Origin of the sequence: Microbacterium radiodurans, assembly GCF_008710705.1 — a bacterium.
Taxonomy (GTDB): domain Bacteria; phylum Actinomycetota; class Actinomycetes; order Actinomycetales; family Microbacteriaceae; genus Microbacterium; species Microbacterium radiodurans.
In genome coordinates this window covers 165,790-188,595 of record NZ_VYRZ01000001.1, presented here as the reverse complement: position 1 = coordinate 188,595, position 22,806 = coordinate 165,790, and the positions used below count along the sequence as shown (strand labels likewise).

The 22,806-nt window shown below is 69.9% G+C and carries 19 protein-coding genes and 1 tRNA gene; 9 read left to right on the top strand and 11 right to left on the bottom strand.

All coding sequences use genetic code 11. From position 1 onward, the window contains the following. Positions 1–52: 52 nt before the first annotated feature. Positions 53–2,584 (bottom strand): serine/threonine-protein kinase, encoded by a 2,532-nt coding sequence (locus F6B42_RS00925; RefSeq protein ID WP_150417718.1) that lies wholly within the window; start codon positions 2,582–2,584, stop codon positions 53–55. A gap of 117 nt (positions 2,585–2,701) precedes the next feature. On the opposite strand from F6B42_RS00925, the gene F6B42_RS00920 reads away from it, so the two are divergent. Further along, complete coding sequence (locus F6B42_RS00920; RefSeq protein ID WP_191089227.1) at positions 2,702–3,973, top strand: MFS transporter; 1,272 nt, start codon at positions 2,702–2,704, stop codon at positions 3,971–3,973. A gap of 17 nt (positions 3,974–3,990) precedes the next feature. Here the strand turns inward: F6B42_RS00920 and F6B42_RS00915 are convergent, their stop codons facing one another. The 7 genes from F6B42_RS00915 to F6B42_RS00885 all read right to left on the bottom strand — a co-directional run bounded on the left by F6B42_RS00915 (position 3,991) and on the right by F6B42_RS00885 (position 11,050). Next, complete coding sequence (locus F6B42_RS00915; protein ID WP_150417716.1) at positions 3,991–5,067, bottom strand: LacI family DNA-binding transcriptional regulator; 1,077 nt, start codon at positions 5,065–5,067, stop codon at positions 3,991–3,993. A gap of 38 nt (positions 5,068–5,105) precedes the next feature. Then, positions 5,106–5,176, bottom strand: a tRNA-Gly gene (locus tag F6B42_RS00910). A gap of 20 nt (positions 5,177–5,196) precedes the next feature. Further along, on the bottom strand, positions 5,197–5,454 hold the full coding sequence (locus tag F6B42_RS00905; RefSeq protein WP_150417715.1) for a hypothetical protein: 258 nt from the start codon (positions 5,452–5,454) through the stop codon (positions 5,197–5,199). 10 nt (positions 5,455–5,464) lie between these two features. Beyond that, complete coding sequence (locus tag F6B42_RS00900; protein WP_449560142.1) at positions 5,465–7,795, bottom strand: beta-xylosidase/alpha-l-arabinosidase; 2,331 nt, start codon at positions 7,793–7,795, stop codon at positions 5,465–5,467. Positions 7,796–7,818: 23 nt separating this feature from the next. Continuing rightward, positions 7,819–8,724: a carbohydrate ABC transporter permease gene (locus tag F6B42_RS00895; RefSeq protein ID WP_150417714.1), complete on the bottom strand. Its 906-nt coding sequence runs from the start codon at positions 8,722–8,724 to the stop codon at positions 7,819–7,821. Continuing rightward, on the bottom strand, positions 8,721–9,737 hold the full coding sequence (locus tag F6B42_RS00890; RefSeq protein ID WP_150417713.1) for a carbohydrate ABC transporter permease: 1,017 nt from the start codon (positions 9,735–9,737) through the stop codon (positions 8,721–8,723). The genes F6B42_RS00895 and F6B42_RS00890 overlap by 4 nt, the downstream gene beginning before the upstream one ends. Positions 9,738–9,745: 8 nt before the next feature. Then, positions 9,746–11,050: an ABC transporter substrate-binding protein gene (locus F6B42_RS00885; RefSeq protein WP_150417712.1), complete on the bottom strand. Its 1,305-nt coding sequence runs from the start codon at positions 11,048–11,050 to the stop codon at positions 9,746–9,748. Positions 11,051–11,185: 135 nt separating this feature from the next. On the opposite strand from F6B42_RS00885, the gene F6B42_RS00880 reads away from it, so the two are divergent. Together F6B42_RS00880 and dcd are read left to right on the top strand one after the other, a co-directional pair. After that, on the top strand, positions 11,186–12,187 hold the full coding sequence (locus tag F6B42_RS00880) for a LacI family DNA-binding transcriptional regulator (RefSeq protein WP_150417711.1): 1,002 nt from the start codon (positions 11,186–11,188) through the stop codon (positions 12,185–12,187). Between the two features lie 4 nt (positions 12,188–12,191). Further along, entirely contained in the window at positions 12,192–12,797 is a 606-nt protein-coding gene (dcd, locus tag F6B42_RS00875; protein WP_150417710.1) for a dCTP deaminase, read from the top strand. A gap of 156 nt (positions 12,798–12,953) precedes the next feature. Here dcd and F6B42_RS00870 read toward each other — a convergent pair whose 3' ends face one another. Next, entirely contained in the window at positions 12,954–13,643 is a 690-nt protein-coding gene (locus F6B42_RS00870; protein ID WP_150417709.1) for a hypothetical protein, read from the bottom strand. A gap of 112 nt (positions 13,644–13,755) precedes the next feature. Here F6B42_RS00870 and F6B42_RS14900 point away from each other — a divergent pair, with 112 nt between their 5' ends. The 3 genes from F6B42_RS14900 (at position 13,756) to F6B42_RS00855 (ending at position 16,539) form a co-directional block, all read left to right on the top strand. Next, on the top strand, positions 13,756–14,313 hold the full coding sequence (locus tag F6B42_RS14900) for a MarR family winged helix-turn-helix transcriptional regulator (protein WP_223878269.1): 558 nt from the start codon (positions 13,756–13,758) through the stop codon (positions 14,311–14,313). A 115-nt stretch (positions 14,314–14,428) separates the two neighbouring features. Beyond that, positions 14,429–16,060, top strand: a complete 1,632-nt coding sequence (locus F6B42_RS00860) for a BCCT family transporter (RefSeq protein ID WP_396652448.1) — start codon at positions 14,429–14,431, stop codon at positions 16,058–16,060. A 23-nt stretch (positions 16,061–16,083) separates the two neighbouring features. Further along, the gene (locus tag F6B42_RS00855; protein ID WP_150417707.1) at positions 16,084–16,539 is read left to right on the top strand and encodes a GNAT family N-acetyltransferase; all 456 of its coding nucleotides are present in this window, start codon (positions 16,084–16,086) and stop codon (positions 16,537–16,539) included. A 7-nt stretch (positions 16,540–16,546) separates the two neighbouring features. Here the strand turns inward: F6B42_RS00855 and F6B42_RS00850 are convergent, their stop codons facing one another. Both F6B42_RS00850 and F6B42_RS00845 read right to left on the bottom strand, forming a co-directional pair. Further along, positions 16,547–18,004, bottom strand: a complete 1,458-nt coding sequence (locus tag F6B42_RS00850; protein ID WP_150417706.1) for an MFS transporter — start codon at positions 18,002–18,004, stop codon at positions 16,547–16,549. A 151-nt stretch (positions 18,005–18,155) separates the two neighbouring features. Next, entirely contained in the window at positions 18,156–18,878 is a 723-nt protein-coding gene (locus F6B42_RS00845) for a response regulator transcription factor (RefSeq protein ID WP_150417705.1), read from the bottom strand. 359 nt (positions 18,879–19,237) lie between these two features. On the opposite strand from F6B42_RS00845, the gene dnaK reads away from it, so the two are divergent. The 3 genes from dnaK to F6B42_RS00830 are packed head-to-tail and all read left to right on the top strand — an operon-like array spanning position 19,238 to position 22,727. Further along, positions 19,238–21,106 carry a molecular chaperone DnaK gene (dnaK, locus tag F6B42_RS00840; protein WP_150417704.1) on the top strand — a complete coding sequence of 623 codons (1,869 nt, stop codon included), beginning with the start codon at positions 19,238–19,240 and terminating at the stop codon, positions 21,104–21,106. A gap of 2 nt (positions 21,107–21,108) precedes the next feature. Then, positions 21,109–21,711, top strand: coding sequence for a nucleotide exchange factor GrpE (locus F6B42_RS00835; protein WP_150417703.1), 603 nt, complete (start codon positions 21,109–21,111; stop codon positions 21,709–21,711). Positions 21,712–21,719: 8 nt separating this feature from the next. Continuing rightward, positions 21,720–22,727, top strand: coding sequence for a DnaJ C-terminal domain-containing protein (locus F6B42_RS00830; RefSeq protein ID WP_150417702.1), 1,008 nt, complete (start codon positions 21,720–21,722; stop codon positions 22,725–22,727). Positions 22,728–22,806 lie beyond the last annotated feature (79 nt).

Here is a 22,806-nt window from a genome sequence, read left to right as displayed (position 1 = left end):
CCCTGCACGATGACGACGCTCGTGCGGGGCCGAGGCCGATTCTCCACGATGGTCACTGACGGCGTGATGGATCGCTGGATCTCACGAGGTACGGCTGATTCGCGAGCGCCGCGTCCAGCGCGGGGACGAACACCGGATCCGACCCTTCGCGGGAGACCTCAGCGAAGAAGGTGAGACTCGAGGACGACATCGTGTACTCCCCTGGGATCTCCGCGACCCAGCCCTCGGGGCTCCGCGCCATCATCGCTTTCCGCCAGGACTCTGACTGATCGAGGTGACGGAAATGCAGAACCACGCGGGTGAACTCCTCGTCAGTGCGGAGGGTGACAGGCATCCCGGCGCCACGAACGAACGTCTCGGGTGCGTCCAGATGGGCAGCCGCGATCCAGCGGTCACTCCGTCCGACGAAGGCGGGTCGGGCGGTCGCGCCGGGAGGCTCGTCAGCCCGCGCCAGTTCGTCGCGGAGCGCGGCGAGGTCGGCCCGCATCGCGTCGAGTCGGTCGGACCACGCGCCGCGGTCCGACCGGCCGACTCCGAAGGCGAGATCCGAGCGGTACACGCCCTCGGCGGTCGCGGCGACCCGCGCGTACGCGGAGTGCGCGGTTGCCAGGGTGGAGACGCAGGCGGCCAGGGCGCGGCCGTCACCGGACCGGCGGTACACGGCGTACTCGACCGCAGCGCGGAACTTTCCCGCGAAGAACTCTCCGAGGTCGGCGAGGATCTCCAGGTCGATGATCGTCCGCCGGGTCTGCGGACTCTCCGGGTCGGCGGATCGCTCGGCTTCGCGAAGGTGGTGCCGGCCGCGTCGGGACAGCTCTTCCAACCATCGCGCGACCTCGAGCGGCGTGTATCGGGCGGTCGGGGTTCCGTGGAGTGCATCGTCCACGAACTCGCCGACGCTGGAGAAGAGGGTGGGATCGAAGGTGCTCACCCCCTCCCATGTTCGCGGCGTCCCGGTGTCCCACGCGTAATGGCGGCATGGGATCGCGTCCGATATCGGGAGATCGACATACAGCTCGGGTGAGTAGAAGTTGTTCGCTGCGCTGACACCGTGCACGTGCGCGACCAGCGGCAGCACCCGGCTCAATGCTGCCAGCGCAGCCTCGACGTCCGCTGCGGCCTCGCCGTGATCGGCGCGGAGCACGCGCTGCCAGACCTCGGGGTCGGTATCGGGGTTGTAGAGGAGCCGTCCCCACAGCACGTAGGTGTAGCGGTACTTGGTCCAATCGGCGAGGCCGAGCCGAAGCGTCCGATCCTCGTACGGATCCCGACGTCCGGGGCGGCCGCTGCCCCGCCGGCCCTTGAACGTGAGCGGCTCGCAGTACTCGAGCCCTTGCGCGCCGCCGATGGTGGCAGATCGGGCGTAGCCGGCTGCGAACGCGGGGTCTCCCCAGAGGAGGAGCTTCTGCGTACCCGGCCACATGCGGAAGGCGACGTCGGTCACGCGGTCTTCTGAGAGGTAGTCGGCGAACCCGTAGCGGGTGAAGCGCCGAGGGCCGTCGGTGACGCCCGTGACCGAGGCGTCCTGCCCGGCGAACCGCACGGGCGACTGCTCCCGAGTGCGGATCGAGGTCTGGTGGTACGGAAGGCCCATGTGCTCGGCCAGATACTTCGCGGAGATGACAGGACGGAGATTCGGCCGCATCGCCGCCCTGATCAGAGCGGGATCGACTCCCTTCGCGTGCATGTCGATCTCCAGCGGGCGTCCCACCCGGGAGGCCGCTTCGAAGAGTCCGCCCCAGAACGCCTCGCGGCCGCGCTCGGGGATGCCGCCCTCGTGATGCACGCGCAGAGTCAGACCGTCGATCTCCGGCACGGATCGCAACAGTTCGGCAAGGGCCGCCGCGCAGTAGGCCGCGTGACTGTCGGCGTCCAGTCCGCGGATCGGGTACCACTCCGGTGAGTCGGCACCGAACGTGTAGGCGTGATTCCACAGCCCGAGTTGGAAGCTCATTCCTCTGCGACGCGTCTCGGATGCGATGAATCTCAGGGACGCGAGGTTCCGATCTCGTTCCTCCGCCGCGACGCCGTCGGCTGAGACGTCGTACCCGGGCGCGCTCACGAGGAATGGGTAGGCGAAGACCAGGTAGTTGTCCGACACGGTGCGGCTCTCCCAGCCGGTTCCGTAGTTGTACTGCATGCCGAGCGCGAGCTGGAAGCGGTTGAATCGCTGAGTGGCGAGGTGATCGAGGTAGGCGCCCCAGAAGTCGCGGTCGTGGAACCAGGGCGAGTCCTCGTGGACGCTCGAGAAATTGCGTTGGATGCCGCGGAGGGAGGCGGCCGGAGACTCCTGTTCGCCCCATCCGCGCAACGCGTCCGGTCCGGATGCTCGCAAGCGCTCGGCGATTTCCGTGATGGCGTAGACGAAGCCGCGGTCGCCTCCGGCTGTTATCCGGATGCGTGGGTCGGAGCCGATGTCGTCGGTACGCAGCGCGTAGGACTCGAGACGCGGGTCGTCGCGATCGGGTGGGGGTGACGCCGCCGTGGCATCGGATGACCCGAGGATCAGGTGGATCGACCCGCCCGTTTCGTGACCAGGCGACTCGGCTGCGGCCGATCGGAGTCTTCCGAGGGCCCAGGACACGGGCGGAGAATCGATGAGAGTCGGATGACCCGAGGCGACGATCGAGATCACAATGACTTCCTGTCTCAGAGTGGCAACCGGTTGACACGTATCGAGGCCCAGCCTAGCGTGGGGCAGATGGAACACGGGTCATCGGGCGACGAACCCGCACCCGGTCGGCCCGTCGACGCCCGGACCATCCTCCTCATCGTCCTCGGCACCTTCGGCGGTGCCGTCGCCACCCTGGTGCCCATGGCGTTCTCGCTGGCGTTGCGCATCGACCAGCTGGCACCCGGGCGCCCAGAGCTGCTCGGCGTGGTCATCGCTGTCAGCGCGGCGACTGCGCTCGTCACCAGTCCGATCGGCGGATTGCTGAGCGACCGAACCCGCACGAGGTGGGGGAAGAGGCGACCGTTTACCGTCGTCGGAGTCGCGCTCGGTCTTTCCGGGGTTCCCGTGCTCGTGCTGGCGGAGGACGTCCTGACGCTCTGCGCGGGATGGGTGGTGTGCTCCCTCGGGTTCGCAACCGCGGCATCGTCCGTGCGGAATCTCCAAGCCGACCGGCTCCCCTCGAGTCAGCGGGGAAGAGTGAGCGGCCTGACGAGTCTGACGATGCAGCTCGCGCCCGTGTTCGGCATCCTGCTCGTCGGATCGGTCGCGCACGACACGACACTCCTCTTCGCCCTTCCGGCCGCCGTGGGTGCCGTGAGCCTGCTGACCTTCGCGATCCTCGTGAGCGAGCCCTCGAGCGGGCGGGCTCGTCCGCCGACGCGATTGTCCGTGCTGGGGGTGGTGCGCAGCTACGGCTTCCGTCCGCGCCAGGCGCCGGATTTCGCATGGCTGTGGGCGGGAAGGTTCATCGTGTTCAGCGGGCTGACGCTCACGACGAGTTATTCGACGTTCTTCTACGCTCAGCGGTTGGGTCTGGAGATCCCCGACGTCGCCGGGATCCTGGCCGTCACGTCGATGCTCAGCATCGTCAGTCTCGGTTGCGGCTCACTCGGTGCCGGGTGGCTGTCGGACCGAACGGGTCGGCGTCGTCCCTTCGTGATCGTCGGCGGGGCGGTCGCCGCCACCGGGTGCGCGATCGCTGCGACCGCGTGGAGCCTCCCCGTGCTTCTGGCCGGCAGCTTCCTCATGTCGCTGGGCGTCGCCACACTCACGTCGGTCGGTGCAGCGATCGGACTGGATGTGCTTCCCGACCGAGATACCCAGGCGGGGCGCTACATGGCGATCATGATGTTCTCGCAAAGGGTGCCGAGCGTGCTGGCGCCTCTCGTGGGTCCGCTGCTGCTGTCGCTGCCCGGCGGGCCGCCGTCCGGGAACTTCGCCGCACTGTACGTGACGGCGGCGGTGCTTCTGGCCGGGGGATCCGGCGTCATCGCGGCAATGGTGCGCGGCGTTCGTTGAGGCGGATGCGGGCTCGCTCACGCGAGCGGCGCGGTCGAGCCGCGGACGATGAGGCTCGTCTCGAGAAGCTCGCTCAGCGGTGTCGATTCCTCACCCACGCCCAGGACGCCGAGCAGCTGCTCGACGGACCGCTCCCCCGCCCGCGCGAGGTCGGATCGTACGGTCGTGAGGGCCGGAACGATGAACTCGCTGCCGAAGATGTCGTCGAAGCCGGCGACGCTCATCTCTCCGGGCACGGATATGCCCGCAGCCGCGGCGGCACGCATGAGACCGATCGCCATGAGATCGTTGAACGCGATGACGGCCGTGGACCTCGCGGCTCGGACGCGGTCGACGGCCTCCGATCCTCCGTCGACGGTGGGGGCATTGGGCCCGATCTCCACGGCTGCGACACCGGCGTCGACCGCGCGCTCCACGATGCGCTCCCACCGTCGACGGCTGATCCACGAGGACGTGGGCCCGGAGAGGTACGCGATGGTGCGGTGCCCGGCGCCGAGAAGATGGTCCATCAACTGATCGACCCCCGTGCGTACGTCGGGGAGGATGCCGGGAACGTGCTCGACGTCTCGATTGATCAGCACCACCGGTCGTCGACTGGCGATGTCGCGGATGCGCAGATCCGACAGCCGCGTCGTCGCGAGGACGAAGCCGTCCACACTCGGTATGAGGCGCTGGATCGCCTCGGCTTCCGCGAGACCCGACTCCTGTGATTCGGCGATGACCAAGGCGTAGCCCGCGGCCGCCGCTGCCTGTTCCGCGCCGCGGAGGATGCCGAAGATCATGGGGTTGGTGATGTCGGACACCACGACGGCCAGCATGTGACTGCGACCGGTGGGGAGGGCGCGAGCGGCCGTGTTGAAGCGGAAATCCAGTCGTTCGGCCGCCGCTCGCACGCGGGCTTCGGTCTTCTGGCTCATGCGACCGGGTTTGGTGAGAGCTCGGGAGACGGTGGACGGATTGACGTTGGCCAGCTCGGCGATGTCGTAGATGGTGGCCCCGGCGCCGCGCCGGGCGATGCGCTCCGCCAGCGCGGGCGGGATCACCTCGAACTCGTTCCCCGGAATGTCCTCGGGTGGCGGTTGCAGGTCGGCCACGTGTCACCTTCGTCCTCTGCCGAATGAGGTCACATGCGAGGGGCTGACGGGAATCGAACCCGCGCTATCTGCTTGGGAAGCAGATGTTCTGCCATTGAACTACAGCCCCGTGCGCCCGAAGGCGCCCGGTCAGCTTACCCCACCGGAAGACGGCGGCATCTGCGGCGGATACGGGGGTGCCGCGGGGCGTGGACCGCCGTATCCGCCCGGAGGGAACTGCTGGCCGCTCTCGCGGAGGGCCAGCAGCATCCCGTTCTTCACCGCCGTGCGCATCAGCAGGTAGCTGACCCACAGGATGAGGGCGATCGTGCCGAGGTAGACGACGGCGGCGATGATGACGAAGCCGATGCCGAAGGCGGCGGCCGGTCCCGAGTAGTCGTTGTACATGCGCCGAAACCTATCGGTCGGACGGCGCCGCCGCATCCGCTTGCCGACGTTGCACGACGGTCGATCGGACGAGGCGTTCGTCCGCGGCCGTCACGCGGTGCAGGTCGCCGACGATCTCGACGACGGCCTCGGTCTCGCGTTCCGCGCATGACGGGCCGACCCACAGCTCGACGGTTCCCGGCTCCACGATGCGCTCTCCGTCCCGCCCGGTGAACGCCAGGCGCGCGGTCGGCACGTCGAAGTCCACGGTCGCCTCATCACCCGCCCCGAGTTCGACGCGGACGAAGCCCAGCAGCTGCGCGACGGGTCGCGTGACGCTGCCGTGCACGTCGCGGGCGTAGAGCTGGACGAGGTCGGTCCCCGCGCGCCACCCGGTGTTCCGCACCCGCACCGTCGCCGTGAACGCGCCGCCGGCCGCAACCTCGCGAGCGACCCGCAGGCCCTCTCGCGCGAAGGACGTGTACGTCAGTCCGTGCCCGAACGGCAGCGCGGGGGTGCTGTCGGCGCTCGTGATGTCGTTCGGGCCGCCGAGGATCGGGTGCAGGTAGGTGAACGGCTGCGCGCCCGCCGACCGGGGGAGCGAGACGGGAAGACGCCCGGACGGCGACACGGTGCCGGAGAGAACCGCTGCGATCGCACGCCCGCCCTCCTCACCCGGGAAGAACGCCTGCGCGGCGGCCGCGACGGCGGACTCTCCGCTGAGTGCCCAGTCGATCGCGTACGGCCGACCCGACAGCACGACCAGCACGACCGGAGCCCCCGTGGCGACCAGTCGCTCGACGAGCTCGCGCTGCACCCCGGGCAGCTCCAGCGAGAGCACGTCGTTGCCCTCGCCGACGGTGCCCCGACCGAACAGTCCGGCGCGATCGCCGACCGCCACGATCACGACGTCGGCCGCCCTCGCGGCAGATTCGGCCTCCGCGAAGCCGCTCCGGTCCTCGCCCTCGACCTCGCACCCGCGGACGACCGTGACCGCGGCATCCGGCAGCTCGTCGACGAGGGATGCCGCAAGCGTGGGGATGTCGAGCCCCATCGGCGTCTCGGGGTGGTGCGCGAGCACGTGGTTGACGAACGAGTAGCAGCCCAGCAGCGCCTCGGCGCTGTCGGCGTTCGGCCCGATCACCGCGACCCGGCTCGGCGACGTGAGCGGTAGCACGCCGTCGTTGCTCAGCAGCACCACCGACTCCTCGGCCAGTCGCCGGGCGACGGCGCGGTGAGCGGCGGAATCGAGATCGATCGACGACGGCGGGTCGTCGAACGTCGCATCGAGAAGGCCGAGCTCCTCCTTCTGCGTCAGCACGCGCTGCACCGCCCGGTCGACGATCTCCTCGTCGAGGAGCCCGGCGCGCACCCGCGCGGCCAGCGGTGCGCCGAACGCGTCGCCGGTCGGCAGTTCGACGTCGATGCCCGCCTCGAGCGCGAGCTGCGCCGCCTCGCCCCGGTCGCGCGCGACCGCGTGCATCGTCTCGAGGAAGGCGACCGAGAAGTAGTCCGAGACGACCGTGCCGTCGAACCCCCACTCATCGCGCAGGATGCCGGTGAGGTACGCGGGCGTCGCGGCCACCGGCATCCCGTCGATCTCGGCGTACGAGTTCATGACCGACCGGGCGCCGCCGTCGCGGACGGCCATCTCGAACGGCGGCAGGAAGACGTCGGCGATCTCGCGCGGCCCGGCGTGCACGGGCGCGTGGTTGCGGCCCGCCTGCGATGCGGAGTAGCCGACGAAGTGCTTGAGCGTCGCGTGGACGCCCGTGCTCTGCAGTCCGCGCACGTACGCGGTGCCGAGCACTCCGACGACGTAGGGGTCCTCGGCGATGCACTCGTCGACGCGCCCCCAGCGCGGATCGCGGATCACGTCGAGGACGGGGGCGAGGCCCTGGTGCACGCCGAGCGCCCGCATCGACTCGCCGATCAGCGTGCCCATGCGCTCGACGAGCCCGGGATCGAACGCCGCGCCCCACGCCAACGGCGTCGGGAAGGTGGCCGCCTGCCATGCGGCGAGCCCGGTCAGGCACTCCTCGTGGACGAGCGCCGGGATGCCGAGGCGCGTCTCGCGCACGAGCCGACGCTGCTCGTTCCACAGCCACGCGGCGCGCTCGATCGGATCGACGGGACGCGTGCCGTAGACCCGGGTCAGCTGACCGAGGCCGTGCACGGTTGCGTCGGCGTATACGGACGAGGACGCCATCTCGCCGGCCATCGGCGCGACGACCTCGTCGCCCTGATCGACCCAGAAGCCGACGAGCTGCGCGAGCTTCTCGTCGAGGGTCATGCGTGAGACGAGGTCGGCGACGCGTGTCGAGACGGTGCCGGTCGAGACGGAGGTGTCGGTGAGGGTCACGTGCGGTGCTTTCTGTGGTGGGGTCAGCCCTTGACGGCGCCCGTGAGACCGCCGACGATGCGGCGCTCGAACAGGCTGAAGAACGCCAGGGCGGGAAGCATCGAGAGCGAGGTGAAGGCGAGCACCTTGGCCGTGTCGACGGAGTACTGCGACGAGAAGGCCTGCACGCCCAGCGGCAGCGTGTACGCCGCCTCGTTGTTCAGGATGAACAGCGGTAGCAGGTAGCTGTTCCAGCTCCCGATGAAGGCCAGGATGCCGACCGTGATGACCCCGGGGATCGACAGGGGCAGCACCATCCGCCAGAAGAACGACAGTCGGCCGCATCCGTCGATGAAGGCCGCCTCCTGGATCTCGTCGGGGATGGCGCGCAGGAACGGCACCAGGATGATGATCGTCATCGGCAGTGCGAAGGCGATCTGGGGCAGGATGATGCCCCCCAGCGAGTTCATGAGCCCGAGGTCGCGGATGACGATGTACAGCGGCGTGATCGCGACGGTGATCGGGAACATGAGCCCGGAGGCGAACACCGCGTAGAGGGCGCCGCGGCCGCGGAAGCGGTAGCGCGCGATGACGTAGCTCGCCATGAGGCCGAGGACCACGGCGCCGGCCGTCGTCGCGACCGCCGCGATCGTGGAGTTGAGCACCTGACGCCAGAACTGCGGGCCGGTCAGCACGGTGAGATAGTTCTCGATGTTCCAGGGATCGGGCCAGCCGGCGGGGTCGACGGTGATCTGCGCGTTGCTGCGGAAGCCGCCGATGATGATGTAGAGCACCGGCGCGAGCATCAGCGCGATGACGACGAGCGCGACGAAGTAGACGACGGGGCTCCCCCAGGGCAGGCGCTCGCGGGTGCGGCCGGGACGTCCTCGTCTGGCCCGGACGGGCGGCGCGACGATCGCGCGGGTGGTGGGTGAGGTGAGCGCGGTCATCGCTGCGGCTTCCCTTCGGTGATGGCCCCCGCCGTGTCGCGGCGCAGGACGTAGCGCTGGTAGACGATCGCGACGACGAGCGAGATGACGAAGATCACGACGGCGACGGCGTTGCCGAACCCGTAGCTGCCGGCGTTCCGGCCGTTGACGACCATGTAGGTCGCCATGGTCGAGGTGCCGGCCGTCGAGGCGACGTACTGCCCCCAGATGATGTAGACGAGATCGAACAGCTGCAGCGCCCCGATGATCGACAGGAACGCCCAGATCCGCAGCGTCGGCGCGAGAAGGGGCAGCGTGATGCGCCAGTGCGTCTGCCAGTACCCCGCACCGTCGAGTGCGGCCGCCTCATAGAGCTCCTCGGGGATGCCCTGGAGCCCGGCCAGGAAGAGGATCACGGCGAACCCGACGTACTTCCACGTGAGGATGCCCATGAGCGTCCAGATCGCGATGGACGGGTCGGCGATCCAGTCGCGCGTCAGGGCGCCCAGCCCGAGCTGTTCCAGCGCGCCGTTGAGCGCGCCCTGCGTCTGGAGCATGAGGCCGAAGCCGGTGCCGACGACCACCTCGGCGATCACGTACGGCACGAAGATGAGCACTCGGATGAGCGACTGGCCGCGCATGCGCCGGTTCAGCAGCAGCGCGAGCAGGACGGCGACCGGTCCCTGCAGCACGAGCGACGCGACCACGATGACCGCGTTGTGCCCGAGCGCTTCGACGAACGTCGGATCGGTGAGGATCGTGACGTAGTTCTGCAGGCCGACGAGTTCGCTCGGAGCTCCGTAGCCCTGCCAGCGGAAGAAGCCGTAGTAGGCCGCCATCGCGACGGGGAAGATCACGAATCCGAGGAACATGATCAGCGCGGGCCCGATCAGCACCGCGATCTCGAGCCGCTCCGACCAGTCGCCACGGCGGCGGCGCCGCGAGGGCGGGGGCGCCGTCTGCGCACCCCCGCCCCGCACCGCGAGCTCCGTGCCGGTGGCCGTCTCCGCCACGGCTGTCTCGCTGACCGTCATGGCGTGGATCAGCCCTTCTTCGCCGCGTCGGAGACCGACTGGATCATCTGCTCCGGCGTGCTCTTGCCGGCGAGCAGGTCGACGACGGCGACGTTCAGGGCGTTGCCGACGTTCTGGCCCAGGACGGTGTCGAGCCACTGCGTCACGAAGGGCGCCTCGTTGTAGGCCGCGAGCACCTGCTGCAGGTACTCCTCCTCGACCGCGCTCTGCGCCGCCGTGTTCACCGGCGGAGCGCTGAACGCGCGGTAGTAGGCCTCCTGCTGCTCGGCGCTCGCGAGGAAGTTGAGGAAGTCGGCGCACTCCCTCGGCGCCTGCGCGGAGCAGGAGTAGCCGTCGACGCCGCCCATCATCGACCCGGGCTCTCCCTCGCCGCCGGAGAGCTCGGGGAAGGGGAACCAGGCGAGATCCGGGAGCGGCTGCTCGTCGGGCGTGAGCGACGCGATGACGCCCGGGTTCCAGGCGCCCATGAGCTCCATGCCGGCCTGGTGGTTCGCGATGAGGCCGGCGCTGCTGCCGGCGCCCTGCTGCGCCGAGGTCGTGAGATACCCGTCGTTGAAGGGCTGCAGCGCGGCGAAGTCGGCGAGGTCCTCCGCCGAGGCCAGCCAGCAGGCGTCGCCGAAGTCCTTCGAGTCGCCGGTCTCCTCGATCGTGGCGGCGCTGCACTCGCGCAGAGCGAAGTTGTAGAACCAGTGGGCGGCGGGCCACGCGTCCTTCGCGCCGAGCGCCACGGGGGCGATGCCGGCATCCTTCAGCTGACCGACCACATCGCCGAGCTCATCGACGGTCGTCGGGGTGGCGGCGACGCCCGCCTCGTCGAACAGGTCGGAGCTGTACCAGAAGCCGCTGGGCAGCACGGCCAGCGGCATCGCCCACACCTTGTCCTCGTAGGTCTCGGCCTTGAACGATCCTTCCGAGATCTCCTCGCGGGCGGTGTCGCCGATGAGGTCCGTGAGGTCCATCAGCTGTCCGGCCTGCACCATCGCCGCCATCTTGCCGCCGCCGCGCTGCAGGAAGATGTCGGGCGCATCGCCGGCGTTCAGCGCGGTCTGCAGCTTGCCGTCCAGGTCTTCGTTCTGCACGGACTGCATCGTGATCGTGACGTTGTCGTTCTCGGCCTCGAAGGCGGCGACCGCGTCCTCCCAGAACTGCTGGCCGTCGCCGGTCGTGGAGTTCTGCCACAGGGTCATCTCGACCGTGCCGTCGCTGCCGCCCCCGTCGCCGGCACCACTGCAGGACGTCAGAGCCAGGGCGCCCACCGCCAGGACGGCGGCGGTGACCGCGGTTCTGCGTCGGCCCGTGATCGTGCGTGACATGTGATTCCTTCTCTCGTCGTTGAGTGGACATCTGCCGATGAGCGCAGCCGCTGTCGGACAGCAGAAGTGTTCAATCGGCCGCGACGCGTGTCAAACGTTTTCGAAAACGGTTTCCATCGCGGCTAACATGCGACCATGGCGACACGGCGACCGACGATCCACGACGTCGCCGCGCGGGCCGGCGTCTCGGTCTCGACGGTGTCGAAGGCGGTCAACGGCCGCTACGGGGTGGCGACCGAGACCGTCGACGCGGTGATGGCGGCGGTCGCCGAGCTGGGATACGAATCGAGCCTCATCGCGAGCAGCATGCGCGCGCGCTCGACGGGCGTGATCGGTGTGCTCGTCGCGGACTTCGAGCCCTTCAGCGCCGAGATCCTGAAGGGGGTCGGCGACGCGCTGCGCGAGACCAGCTACGACCTGCTCGCCTACGCCGGGTCCCGCGGCGACGAGGACGGCTGGGAGCGCCGCTCGCTCTCGCGTCTGAGCGGCACGCTGATCGACGGCGCCATCATGGTCACCCCCACGGTCGTGAGCGCCGCGACCGATGTGCCGCTCGTCGCGATCGATCCGCACACCGGGCCGACGGCCGACGTGCCGACCGTCGAGAGCGACAGCTTCGGCGGGGCCCGCGAGGCCACGGCCTACCTCATCGAGCTCGGACACACCCGGATCGGCTACATCTCGGGGCGCGCCGACCTGCGCTCGTCGATCGCTCGAGATGCCGGATACCGCCGCGCGCTGGCGGATGCCGGCATCCCGTTCGACCCGTCCTTCGTCGGGGCCGGCCGCTACCGCGAGGCGACGGTGCGCGAGGTCGCGATCGAGATGCTGTCGTCCGAGCATCGGCCGACCGCCGTGTTCGCGGCGAACGACGTCTCGGCGATCGCGATCCTGCAGGTGGCCGCCGAGCTCGGGCTGCGTGTGCCGCGCGACCTCTCGGTCATCGGCTTCGACGACATCCCCGAGGCGACGCGCCTGGTGACGCCGCTGACGACGGTGCGCCAGCCGATGGGGCGGCTCGGCGCAGCCGCGGCGCAGATGCTGCTCGCGCTCATGCGCGGCGAGACGCCGCCCACGACGCACGTGCGCCTGCCGACGCGATTGATGCCGCGGCAGACGACGGCGCCCCTAGGCTGAGGGCGTGCTGCTGAGTGATCGCGACATCCGTGCCGGAATCGACGAAGGACGGATCGGCCTGGAGCCGTGGGATGCCGCGATGGTGCAGCCCTCGAGCGTCGATGTGCGCCTCGACCGGTACTTCCGGCTGTTCGACAACCACAAGTACCCGTTCATCGATCCGGCGCAGGACCAGCCCGAGCTCACCCGCCTGATCGAGGTCGACCCGGCGGAGCCGTTCATCCTGCACCCCGGGGAGTTCGCCCTCGGCTCGACGTTCGAGCAGGTGACGCTGCCGTCCGACGTCGCCGCGCGCCTCGAGGGCAAGTCCTCGCTCGGTCGGCTGGGTCTCATCACCCACTCGACGGCCGGCTTCATCGACCCGGGGTTCTCGGGGCACGTGACCCTCGAGCTCGCGAACGTCGCGACGCTGCCGATCAAGCTGTGGCCGGGCATGAAGATCGGTCAGCTCTGCTTCTTCCGGCTGTCGTCCGAGGCTGAGAACCCCTACGGTTCGGGGCCCTACGGGAATCGCTATCAGGGGCAGCGGGGGCCGACGGCATCCCGTTCGTTCCAGAACTTCCACCGCACCGACGTCGGCACCCTCGACGCTGGTTCGCGCGGCGCCTGACCGGGGTTCGGGTAGGCGGGAGCGTGTCCCACTTCTCGCGGGGCGTGTCCCACTTTCTGCTGTTCTGCGGGCGCTGAGACAGCATCTTCTGGGACATGCCCTGCCGAAAGCCGGTCCCGCAGAGCGCTGCGCGACCGGCTCGCGACCTGTCCGCGGTCAGGCGACGTCGCGCCCGGCCCGGAAGCCGGCGGTGAAGCCGCGCTCGAACGCGCGCTCGCCGCGGTGACCCGGGTGTCCGCCGTGCTCACCGCGGTCGTGCGGGTGAGCGCCGGAGTGGTGGGGTCGACCCTGGTGGTCGGGGCGCACGTCGTGCTCGTCGCCCGAGCAGCGGCGGCCGGGCCCGAAACCGGGACCGAAGCCGAACCGGCGGCCGAAGCCGTGCCGTCCGCGCGGGCCGGCCTCGCGTGCCGTGTTCTCGTTCCAGCCGTGGGCACGGGCGATGGCCTCGAGTGACGCGACCGTGGTGGCCAGGTTCTCGGCGGCGACCGTTTCCGCGGCACGTCCGCGGACGGCGGCGATCCGAGCGGCGATGCGCTCGCGCTCGCTGCGACCGAGCTCGGTGGCGGTCCAGCCGCCGTCGGCCTCGGTCACCCAGCCGCGTGCGGCCAGAGCGCGGACGCGCTTGCCGCCGCGGCGGATGCGCTCGGCCAGTCCGGGTGCGTCCTTCTCGCCCGTCAGGACGTTCAGGACCATCCAGTCGCGGCGGTCGAGACCGTCGTCGGCGAGGGTGCGCGCCAGGTCGTCGGCCATCGCCGCACCGGCCGCACGCAGCCAGAACCGCAGGGAGCGGTCGCGGTCGGCGGGTCGGACAGGCGAGGAATCGGGGGTGATGTCGGAGTTGTTCATGGGATTCCTTTCGAGGGATCGGCGGGTCCGATCCGGATATATGTCACGGGGCATGTGCATGCATCATGACATGCGGTCGCGATGCATGTCAAGTCGCATGTATCCTCGATCTGTGGCACATCCAGACGACGCCGATCTCGACGCGATCGCCGACGCGCTCGCCCGTCTCCGCCCGCGCCGGCCCGGCCCGCCGTTCGGCGGACCATTCGGCCCCGCGTCCGGAGGCGGGCGCGTCGGGGGCGGCTTCGGTCCGCACGCCGGCCACGCCCACGGGGCGGGTCGTCCCCACCATCCCGGCGGTGGCGACGCCATCGGCGGACCGGGTCCCCGCGGCGGACTCGCGCGGCTGCGCCTCCTCGAGGCGCTCGCCGCGGCATCCCACCCGCTGAGCGTCAGCGAGATCGGCGCGGCGATCGGGGTCGATCAGCCCCGCGCCTCGCGCCTCGTGCAGCAGGCCGTCGACCTCGAACTCGCCCGGCGGGAAGCCGACCCCGACGACGCGCGCCGCACCCGCATCGCCCTCACCGCAGCCGGGGAGAAGTTCGCCTCCGGAGTCCGCGGCGAGCGGCGCGCCGCCCTCGCCGCGGCCCTCACCGGCTTCACCGATATCGAGCGGGCCGAGCTCGCCCGCCTGCTCGACAAACTCGCCGAGGCCTGGCCCCGCGACTGACGCCTACCTGTTCCGCGGCCTCGAGGCAAGCGCGCTCGGGCACTTGGCGGTATGCGGCTACCCTGCGACCCTGGAGTGCGTGAGTACCGAAGAGACCCTCCCCCCGGCGCAGCGCATCGCGAACGCAGGCAAGGCCCGTGCCATCGCTCCCTGGGTGTTCTGGCCCGCAGCCGTCCTGATCCTCGGCTTCAGCGCATTCGCGATCATCTTCCCCGGTCCTGCCGAGGCGTTCTTCGACACGGTGCAGTCGACGGTCGTCAACTCCTTCAACTGGTACTACGTCCTGATCGCGGCCTTCTTCGTCGCGTTCGCCCTCTATGTCGGCTTCAGCCGTTTCGGTGACATCAAGCTCGGCCGCGACGACGACGAGCCGGAGTTTTCGACTCTCTCGTGGTTCTCGCTGCTGTTCGCCGCAGGTATGGGCATCGGTCTCGTCTTCTACGGGGTGAGCGAGCCGCTGAGCCACTACGTCGACCCGCGGCCGGGAGTGACGGGAACGCCCGAGCAGCTCGCGCAGAGCGCCCTGACCCAGACCTATCTGCACTGGGGCGTGCACGCGTGGGCGATCTACGTCGTCGTCGGGCTCGCGCTTGCCTACGCGATCCACCGCCGCCGCCGCCCGATCTCCATCCGGTGGGCGCTCGAGCCGCTGCTCGGCAACCGCATCCGCGGCGCCGCGGGCAACGTCATCGACGCCGTCGCCCTCGTCGGCACCCTCTTCGGCGTCGCGACCTCGCTCGGGCTCGGCGTCACGCAGATGGGATCCGGGCTCGCCTTCATCGGCGTGCCCGCGCTGAACGAGGCGACCGAGATCATCCTCATCGGGGTGATCTCGGTGTTCGTGCTGCTGTCGGTCCTGTCGGGCGTGACCAAGGGCATGAAGTGGCTGTCGAATTTCAACCTCATCCTCGCCGGCCTCCTGCTCCTGTTCGTCCTGTTCTTCGGCCAGACCGAATTCCTGCTGCGCGAGTGGGTGCAGTCGATCGGCGGGTACATCCAGAACTTCGTCGGGCTCTCGTTCAACACCAGCGCGTTCCAGGGCGCCGCGGGCGAAGAGTGGCAGGCCTCCTGGACCTCGTTCTACTGGGGCTGGTGGATCTCGTGGGCGCCCTTCGTCGGCATCTTCATCGCCCGTGTCAGCAAGGGACGCACCGTCCGTCAGTTCGTGGCCGGCGTCATTCTCGTGCCCACTCTCATCGGGATCCTCTGGTTCGCCGTCCTGGGTGGCTCGGCGCTTTTCCTGGAGCTGCAGCAGCCGGGGTCCATGCAGGGGCCGGACGGCGGCGTCGATCTGCAGGGAGCGCTCTTCCAGCTCCTGGCGAGTCTTCCGGCGGGCGGGGTTCTGACCGTGGGCGCCATCATCCTCATCGCCGTGTTCTTCATCACCTCGGCCGACTCGGGAGCGCTCGTGATGGGCATGATCGCCACCGGCGGCAATCCCGAACCGCCGCGCTGGGTGCGGACGTTCTTCGTCGTCCTCACGGCGGCCCTCGCGAGCGCGCTCCTGCTCGCGGGCGGACTGACCGCCTTGCAGACGGCGGCCATCCTCATCGCCCTGCCGTTCTCGATCGTCGCGCTGCTGATGTGCTGGTCGACGATTCTCGCCTTCCAGCGGGAGCGGCGCGCCTACGCCCGTGCCGAGCGCGCCCAGTTCATCGAGAACATCGGCGACCATTACGGCCTCGAGGTCGAGGAGCCGAATGAGCGCGGGCTGCACCTGCCGTGGATCGGCCGGCTCAGGCGCTGAGCCCGCGCGCCTAGGCTGAGGGGATGCCGTCGCTCCACCGCTCGCGCTTGTCCGAGATCTCCGCAGACACCCTCTACCGGATCCTCTGGCTGCGGGTGGCGGTGTTCGTCGTCGAGCAGGCCGCCGCCTATCCCGAGCTCGACGGGCGCGACCTCGAACCCGACACCGAGCTGTTCTGGATCGAGGCGGACGGCCGCGTGCTGGCGACGCTCCGGCTGCTGCGTGATGCGTCGGGCGCTGCGCGCATCGGCCGCGTGGCGACGGCCGCCGAGGCGCGGGGGCGCGGCCTGTCCGCCGACCTGATGCGCGCAGCGGTCGAGCGGGCGGAGGAGCGCTGGCCGGACACGGCGATCGACCTCGACGCCCAGAAGCACCTCGCCGGCTGGTACGGCCGGTTCGGGTTCGAGATCAGCGGGCCGGAGTTCTCGGAGGACGACATCCCGCACGTGCCGATGCGGCGCGCCGCGGCATCCGTCTGACGCTCGCTCAGCGCACGCCGGGGTGCTTCGGCAGGCGCACGAACAGCAGCAGGATCAGGCCGACGAGGAGGACGACCGCGATTCCGAGCACGCCCCAGATGATGGCGCCGAAGATGCCGATGAACAGGGCCCACATCGCGGGCGAGAGGAAGCTGGCGACGCGTCCGGTCGTGGCGTAGAGGCCGAAGATCTCGCCCTGCATCCCCTCGGGCGTCACGCGGGCCAGCAGCGACCGGCTCGCCGCCTGGGCGGGGCCGACGCACGCCGACAGGATGAGTCCGGCCACCCAGAAGACGGCGGATCCGGCATCCTGCAGCACGAACAGCAGCAGGGCGATGGCGACCAGTCCCGACAGGGTGGCGATGATGACGGCGCGCGCGCCGAACCGGTCGTCGAACCGGCCGGCGAGGATCGTCGAGGCCCCCGCGACGAGGTTCGCGGCGATGCCGAAGATCATGACCTCGGTCGTCGTGAAGCCGAAGGCGCGCGCGGCGAGCACGCCGCCGAAGGCGAAGACGCCGGCGAGCCCGTCACGGTAGACGGCGCTGGCGAGCAGGAACCAGAACGTCGGGCGCTGCGTGCGGTACAGGCGTCCGATGTCCTTCACGAGGTGCACGTAGCCGGCCAAGAACCCGACCCGCTCGACCCCGACCGGAGCCGGAGACTCGGGGACGTTCAGCAGCAGCGGAATCGCGAAGACGAGAGTCCAGACGCCGCAGCCGACGGCGATCAGGCGGTAGGCGAGGCCGTCGCTGGTGTCCATGCCGAACCAGTCGGCGAACGTCAGCACGACGACGATCGCGAGCGCGATGATGCCGCCGATGTAGCCGAGCCCCCAGCCGAGGCCGCTCACGCGTCCGATCGTGCGCGGTGTGGAGACCTCGACGAGCATCGCGTTGTAGTTGACGCCCGCGATCTCCGACACGACGGCGCCGAGCGAGAGCACGATCGCGCCGTACCAGAAGAAGGCGGGGTCGGCGTAGGCGAAGAAGAGGGCGAACTGCGCGAGAGCGAGGATGACCGTGAACACCCCGAGCCAGCGCTTCTTGCGCCCTGACCGGTCGGCCGTCTGACCCAGCACGGGCGCGAGGAGCAGGATCAGGATGCCGGCGGCCGTCGACACGACGCCGTAGCCGCTCGCGAGGTCGGCGATGGCCCGTTCCTTGACGGGATCGGTGTCGGCGAGGGCGGCGACGTCGGCGGGCAGGAACCAGTCCGAGACGAGGTAGAGCGAGGCGAAGACGAAGGTCAGCAGGACGGAGTTGAACGGCTGGGTCGCCCAATCCCAGAACGCCCACGACACGACGGCCTTCCGGGGGACGCGGCGTTCGGCGCCGCTCTGGTCGCGGACGTCCGCGATGCGCCCGAGGGCCTGCGTCCCCGCCGCGGTCGGCGGGGGAGTGACGCCGCGCGCGTCGGCGCTCGAGGCGCCGTCGCCGCCGGAGGGGTTCGTCTCGGGTGACATGCCGGGCACGCTAGGGCCTCTCCGTGAACAGTCGGTGCCGCCGGGGCGGCCGCCGCATCGGTGCGACGCGCTCAGCGTATCCGTCCAAGACGTTCCGGAGCCGGAGGGCGCCGGCATGCGCCGCGGCGCGGCGGCGGGGGTGCGGCGGCGGTCAGTCGGGGCGGCCGGCGAAGCGGTAGCCGACGCCGCGCACCGTCTCGACCCACCGGCCGGAGCGGCCGTCGTCGCCGAGCTTGCGGCGCAGGTTCATCATGTGCACCTCGACGGCGTGGAGGTCGTGGCTGCTGATGTGGTCGCCGGGCGTGCCGTTCTGGCGGCGCAGCATGAGCGCGATCCACGACTTCTCGAGCACATCGCCCGGTCGCTGCATCAGGGCGTGCAGCACGTCGAACTCGGACCGGGTCAGATCGAGGTCGGCGCCGTCGAGCTCGGCGCGCCGCGAGCCCGCGTGCAGACGCAGCGCGCCGGCGTCGAGCCACGCGCTCTCGCCGCCGGAGGCCGGCCGAATGCTGCGGGGTCGCCGCATGAGCGCGTCGATGCGCGCGCGCAGCTCGTACGGGCGCCAGGGCTTCAGGACGTAGTCGTCGGCACCGCTGCGGAATCCCTCGACGGCGGCCGTCTCGTCCTCGAGCGCGCTGATCATGAGGATGTAGCCGTCGTGGAAGGAGCGGATGCGGCGCACCACCTCGAACCCGTCGATCCCGCCGAGGCGGATGTCGACCGTCGTGAGCGCGGGGCGGAGCAGGCGCACCGCATCGACGCCCGCGGCGCCGTCGGCGTACGCGTTGACCGTGAAGCCGCCCTGCTCGAGCGTCTGCGTGAGAAGACGCCGCAGGTCGTCGTCGTCCTCGATCACGACCACCGACCGACTCATGATGCTCCTCCCGCCGTGCGCGGGGTACGCCGACCCGCGCGTCGGCCCGCCGATGAGGGCGTGGGACCGGCGACGGACGGATTCGGGTGAATGGGTTCGGTCATCGGTGCGATCAACATATAGCGCACCGCTGTGAGTAGGCGGAGTTGTCAGCCCGGGTTTTCTCAGCTTTCGCTCAAGCGGAGCGGCGCCACGCCCCGCTGCGCGCTGTCGTCGACGCGGCGTCCGGAAACTTGATATGAGGCGGCTCAACTTCGTTTGACACGCACTGCGGTCGGGAGTACCGTTGAGTCATCGCGGCTCAGGTTGGGCCGCCGCAGACTTCCGAACCACCGAACCGCAGAAGAAGGAGACAACTCATGGCACGAGCAGTGGGTATCGACCTCGGTACGACGAACTCCGTCGTGGCCGTCCTCGAGGGCGGCGAGCCCAAGGTCATCGCCAACGCCGAAGGGCTCCGCACGACCCCCTCGGTCGTCGCATTCACGAAGGACGGCGAGGTGCTGGTCGGCGAGACCGCCAAGCGCCAGGCCGTCACGAACGTCGACCGCACGCTGACCTCGGTCAAGCGCCACATGGGCACCGACTGGAAGACCCAGGCGATCGACGGCAAGGCCTACACGCCGCAGGAGATCTCGGCCCGCATCCTCCAGAAGCTCAAGCGCGACGCCGAGCAGTACCTGGGCGACACCGTGACGGATGCCGTCATCACCGTTCCCGCGTACTTCAACGACGCCGAGCGTCAGGCCACCAAGGAGGCCGGTGAGATCTCCGGCCTCAACGTCCTGCGCATCATCAACGAGCCCACCGCCGCGGCCCTCGCCTACGGCCTCGATAAGGGCAAGGAGGACGAGCTCATCCTCGTCTTCGACCTCGGTGGCGGAACGTTCGACGTCTCGCTGCTCGAGGTGGGCAAGGACGACGACTTCTCGACCATCCAGGTGCGCTCGACCGCCGGCGACAACCGCCTCGGCGGCGACGACTGGGATCAGCGCATCGTCGAGTACCTGATCAAGCAGTTCAAGGACACGACCGGCGTCGACGTCTCGGGCGACAAGATCGCGCTGCAGCGCCTCAAGGAGGCCGCCGAGCAGGCGAAGAAGGAGCTGTCGAGCTCGAACTCCGCATCGATCAACCTGCCGTACCTCTCGCTCACCGACTCGGGCCCCGTCTCGCTGTCGGAGACGCTGTCGCGCGCGAAGTTCGAGGACCTGACCAAGGATCTCCTCGACCGCACCAAGAAGCCCTTCGAGGACGTCATCCGCGAGGCGGGCATCAAGGTCGGCGACATCGACCACGTCGTGCTCGTGGGTGGTTCCACCCGTATGCCCGCAGTGTCGGAGCTCGTCAAGAAGGAAGCCGGCAAGGAGCCCAACAAGGGGGTGAACCCGGACGAGGTCGTCGCCGTCGGCGCCGCCCTGCAGGCCGGTGTCCTCAAGGGCGAGCGCAAGGACGTCCTCCTCATCGACGTCACCCCCCTGAGCCTCGGCATCGAGACCAAGGGCGGCATCATGACGAAGCTCATCGAGCGCAACACCGCCATCCCGACCAAGCGCAGCGAGACCTTCACGACCGCCGACGACAACCAGCCGTCGGTCGCGATCCAGGTCTTCCAGGGCGAGCGCGACTTCACCCGCGACAACAAGCCGCTCGGCACCTTCGAGCTCACCGGCATCGCGCCGGCGCCCCGCGGCATCCCGCAGGTCGAGGTCACCTTCGACATCGACGCCAACGGCATCGTGCACGTCTCGGCGAAGGACAAGGGCACCGGCAAGGAGCAGTCGATGACGATCACCGGCGGCTCGTCGCTGCCGAAGGACGACATCGAGCGCATGGTGCGCGAGGCCGAGGAGCACGCGGCCGAGGACAAGAAGCGCCGTGAGGCCGCCGAGGTCCGCAACCAGGCCGAGACCCTGTCGTACTCGATCGAGAAGCTCATCGCCGACAACGCCGACAAGCTGCCCGAGGACGTCAAGACCGAGGTCCAGGGCGACGTCGACGCGCTGAAGTCCGCGCTCGCGGGCGAGGACGACGACGCCGTGAAGAACGCGTTCGACAAGCTGAACGCGTCGCAGGGCAAGCTCGGCGAGGCGATCTACGCGCAGGGTCAGGCCGACCAGGCGCAGGGCGCACCGACCGACGCACCGACCGGAGACACCGGCGCTGCGGCATCCGATGAGGACGTCGTGGACGCCGAGGTCGTCGAGGACGAGGACGAGAAGAAGTAACCATGGCGAACAAGGACTTCGAAGAGCCGCACGGCGACGACGAGGTCCTCGGCGAGGAGGGGTCGGACGCGCAGGTGTCCGACCCCGACGCGCACGAGGAGACCGCGCCCGCGGACGACGAGCTGACCATCGACGACATCCTCGGATCGGTCCAGTCCGACGAGGCGGCCGTGGCCGACGCCCCGGCCGAGGAGCACGATCTGCTGCTCGATCTCAAGCGGGTGCAGGCGGAGTACGCGAACTACCGTCGGCGCACCGAGGATCAGCGCGAAGTCGAGATCGAGCGCGCCAAGGGCTCGGTGGCCAAGGGCCTCCTGCCCGTACTCGACGATCTCGACCGCGCCGAGAAGCACGGCGACCTCGTCGAGGGCTCGCCCCTCGCGGCGATCGCCGACAAGCTCCGCGGCGTGGTGTCGCGTCTGGGCGTCGAGACGTACGGCGCCGCCGGCGATGCGTTCGACCCGCAGCAGCACGAGGCGATCTTCCAGGCTCCGACCCCCGGCACCACCGAGGCGACGATCCTCGAGGTCGTCGAGGTCGGCTACCGCCTGGGCGGCATCGAACTGCGTCCCGCGAAGGTCGTCGTCGCCGTGCCGGCCGAATAGGAGACACCATGGCCAGTCAGGACTGGTTCGATAAGGACTTCTACCAGGTGCTCGGGGTGTCGAAGGACATCTCCGAGGCGGATCTGAAGAAGGCCTACCGCAAGCTCGCGCGGAAGTACCACCCCGACTCGACGCAGGGAGACCCGGCGGCCGAGGCGAAGTTCAAGGAGATCAGCGAGGCGTACTCGGTGCTCTCCGACACGGAGCAGCGCGCCGAGTACGACCAGATCCGGGCGATGGGCTCGGGCAGCGCCCGGTTCACGGCGGGCGGCCAGGGCGCGGGTGGCTTCGAGGACGTCTTCAGCGCGTTCAACCAGGGCCGGGGCGGCACCGGTGCGCGCGGTGCGGACTTCGACGACATCTTCGCGATGTTCAATCAGCAGGGTGGCGGCGGGCGATCCGGCCGCTTCGGCTCGGGCGGCTTCGGCCGCTCGAGCGGAGGCTTCCAGGGCTTCGGCGGGCCCCAGCGCGGGGCGGACGTCACCGCTCGCACCACGCTGGATTTCGCGACCGCCGTGCGCGGCGACACCGTCACCCTGCAGGGCGAGGACGGCAAGCCGTTCAAGGTCAAGGTGCCCGCCGGTGTGGCCGACGGCCAGAAGATCCGGCTCCGCGGACGCGGGCGATCGTCGCCCGACGGCGGCGAGTCCGGCGACATCGTCGTGTCGGTGACGGTGCGGCCGCATCCGGTGTTCACCCGTGACGGCCTGAACCTGCGCGTGGTCGTCCCGGTGACCTTCACCGAGGCGGCGCTCGGTGCGACGATCGAGGTCCCGACCCTGGGCGGCGATCCGGTCAAGCTCCGTGTCGCCCCCGGTACCCCCTCGGGTCGCGTGCTGCGCGTCAAGGGGCGCGGCGTCGCCACCGCCAAGGGCACCGGCGACCTGCTCGCGGAGGTCCAGGTCGCCGTGCCCGCGCATCTCGACGAGGACGCGCGGGCCGCGCTCGAGCGCTTCGCCGAGCTCGAGCCCCGCGAGAACCCGCGCGCCGACCTCATGAACAAGGCGCGGGGCTGACGCTCCGCGGCATCCCGAAGGCAGGAGAACCCACCGATGCAGGACCATCCATGCGGAACCGTCCTGCACCGGTGAGTTC

Bases quoted from the DNA above. Each gene is read 5' to 3' on its own strand.
- F6B42_RS00920 (WP_191089227.1), top strand. From the start codon at position 2,702: ATGGAACACGGGTCATCGGGCGACGAACCCGCACCCGGTCGGCCCGTC.
- F6B42_RS00905 (WP_150417715.1), bottom strand. From the start codon at position 5,454: ATGTACAACGACTACTCGGGACCGGCCGCCGCCTTCGGCATCGGCTTC.
- F6B42_RS00895 (WP_150417714.1), bottom strand. From the start codon at position 8,724: ATGACCGCGCTCACCTCACCCACCACCCGCGCGATCGTCGCGCCGCCC.
- F6B42_RS00890 (WP_150417713.1), bottom strand. From the start codon at position 9,737: ATGACGGTCAGCGAGACAGCCGTGGCGGAGACGGCCACCGGCACGGAG.
- F6B42_RS00885 (WP_150417712.1), bottom strand. From the start codon at position 11,050: ATGTCACGCACGATCACGGGCCGACGCAGAACCGCGGTCACCGCCGCC.
- F6B42_RS00880 (WP_150417711.1), top strand. From the start codon at position 11,186: ATGGCGACACGGCGACCGACGATCCACGACGTCGCCGCGCGGGCCGGC.
- F6B42_RS00870 (WP_150417709.1), bottom strand. From the start codon at position 13,643: ATGAACAACTCCGACATCACCCCCGATTCCTCGCCTGTCCGACCCGCC.
- F6B42_RS00855 (WP_150417707.1), top strand. From the start codon at position 16,084: ATGCCGTCGCTCCACCGCTCGCGCTTGTCCGAGATCTCCGCAGACACC.
- F6B42_RS00850 (WP_150417706.1), bottom strand. From the start codon at position 18,004: ATGTCACCCGAGACGAACCCCTCCGGCGGCGACGGCGCCTCGAGCGCC.
- F6B42_RS00845 (WP_150417705.1), bottom strand. From the start codon at position 18,878: ATGAGTCGGTCGGTGGTCGTGATCGAGGACGACGACGACCTGCGGCGT.
- dnaK (WP_150417704.1), top strand. From the start codon at position 19,238: ATGGCACGAGCAGTGGGTATCGACCTCGGTACGACGAACTCCGTCGTG.
- F6B42_RS00835 (WP_150417703.1), top strand. From the start codon at position 21,109: ATGGCGAACAAGGACTTCGAAGAGCCGCACGGCGACGACGAGGTCCTC.
- F6B42_RS00830 (WP_150417702.1), top strand. From the start codon at position 21,720: ATGGCCAGTCAGGACTGGTTCGATAAGGACTTCTACCAGGTGCTCGGG.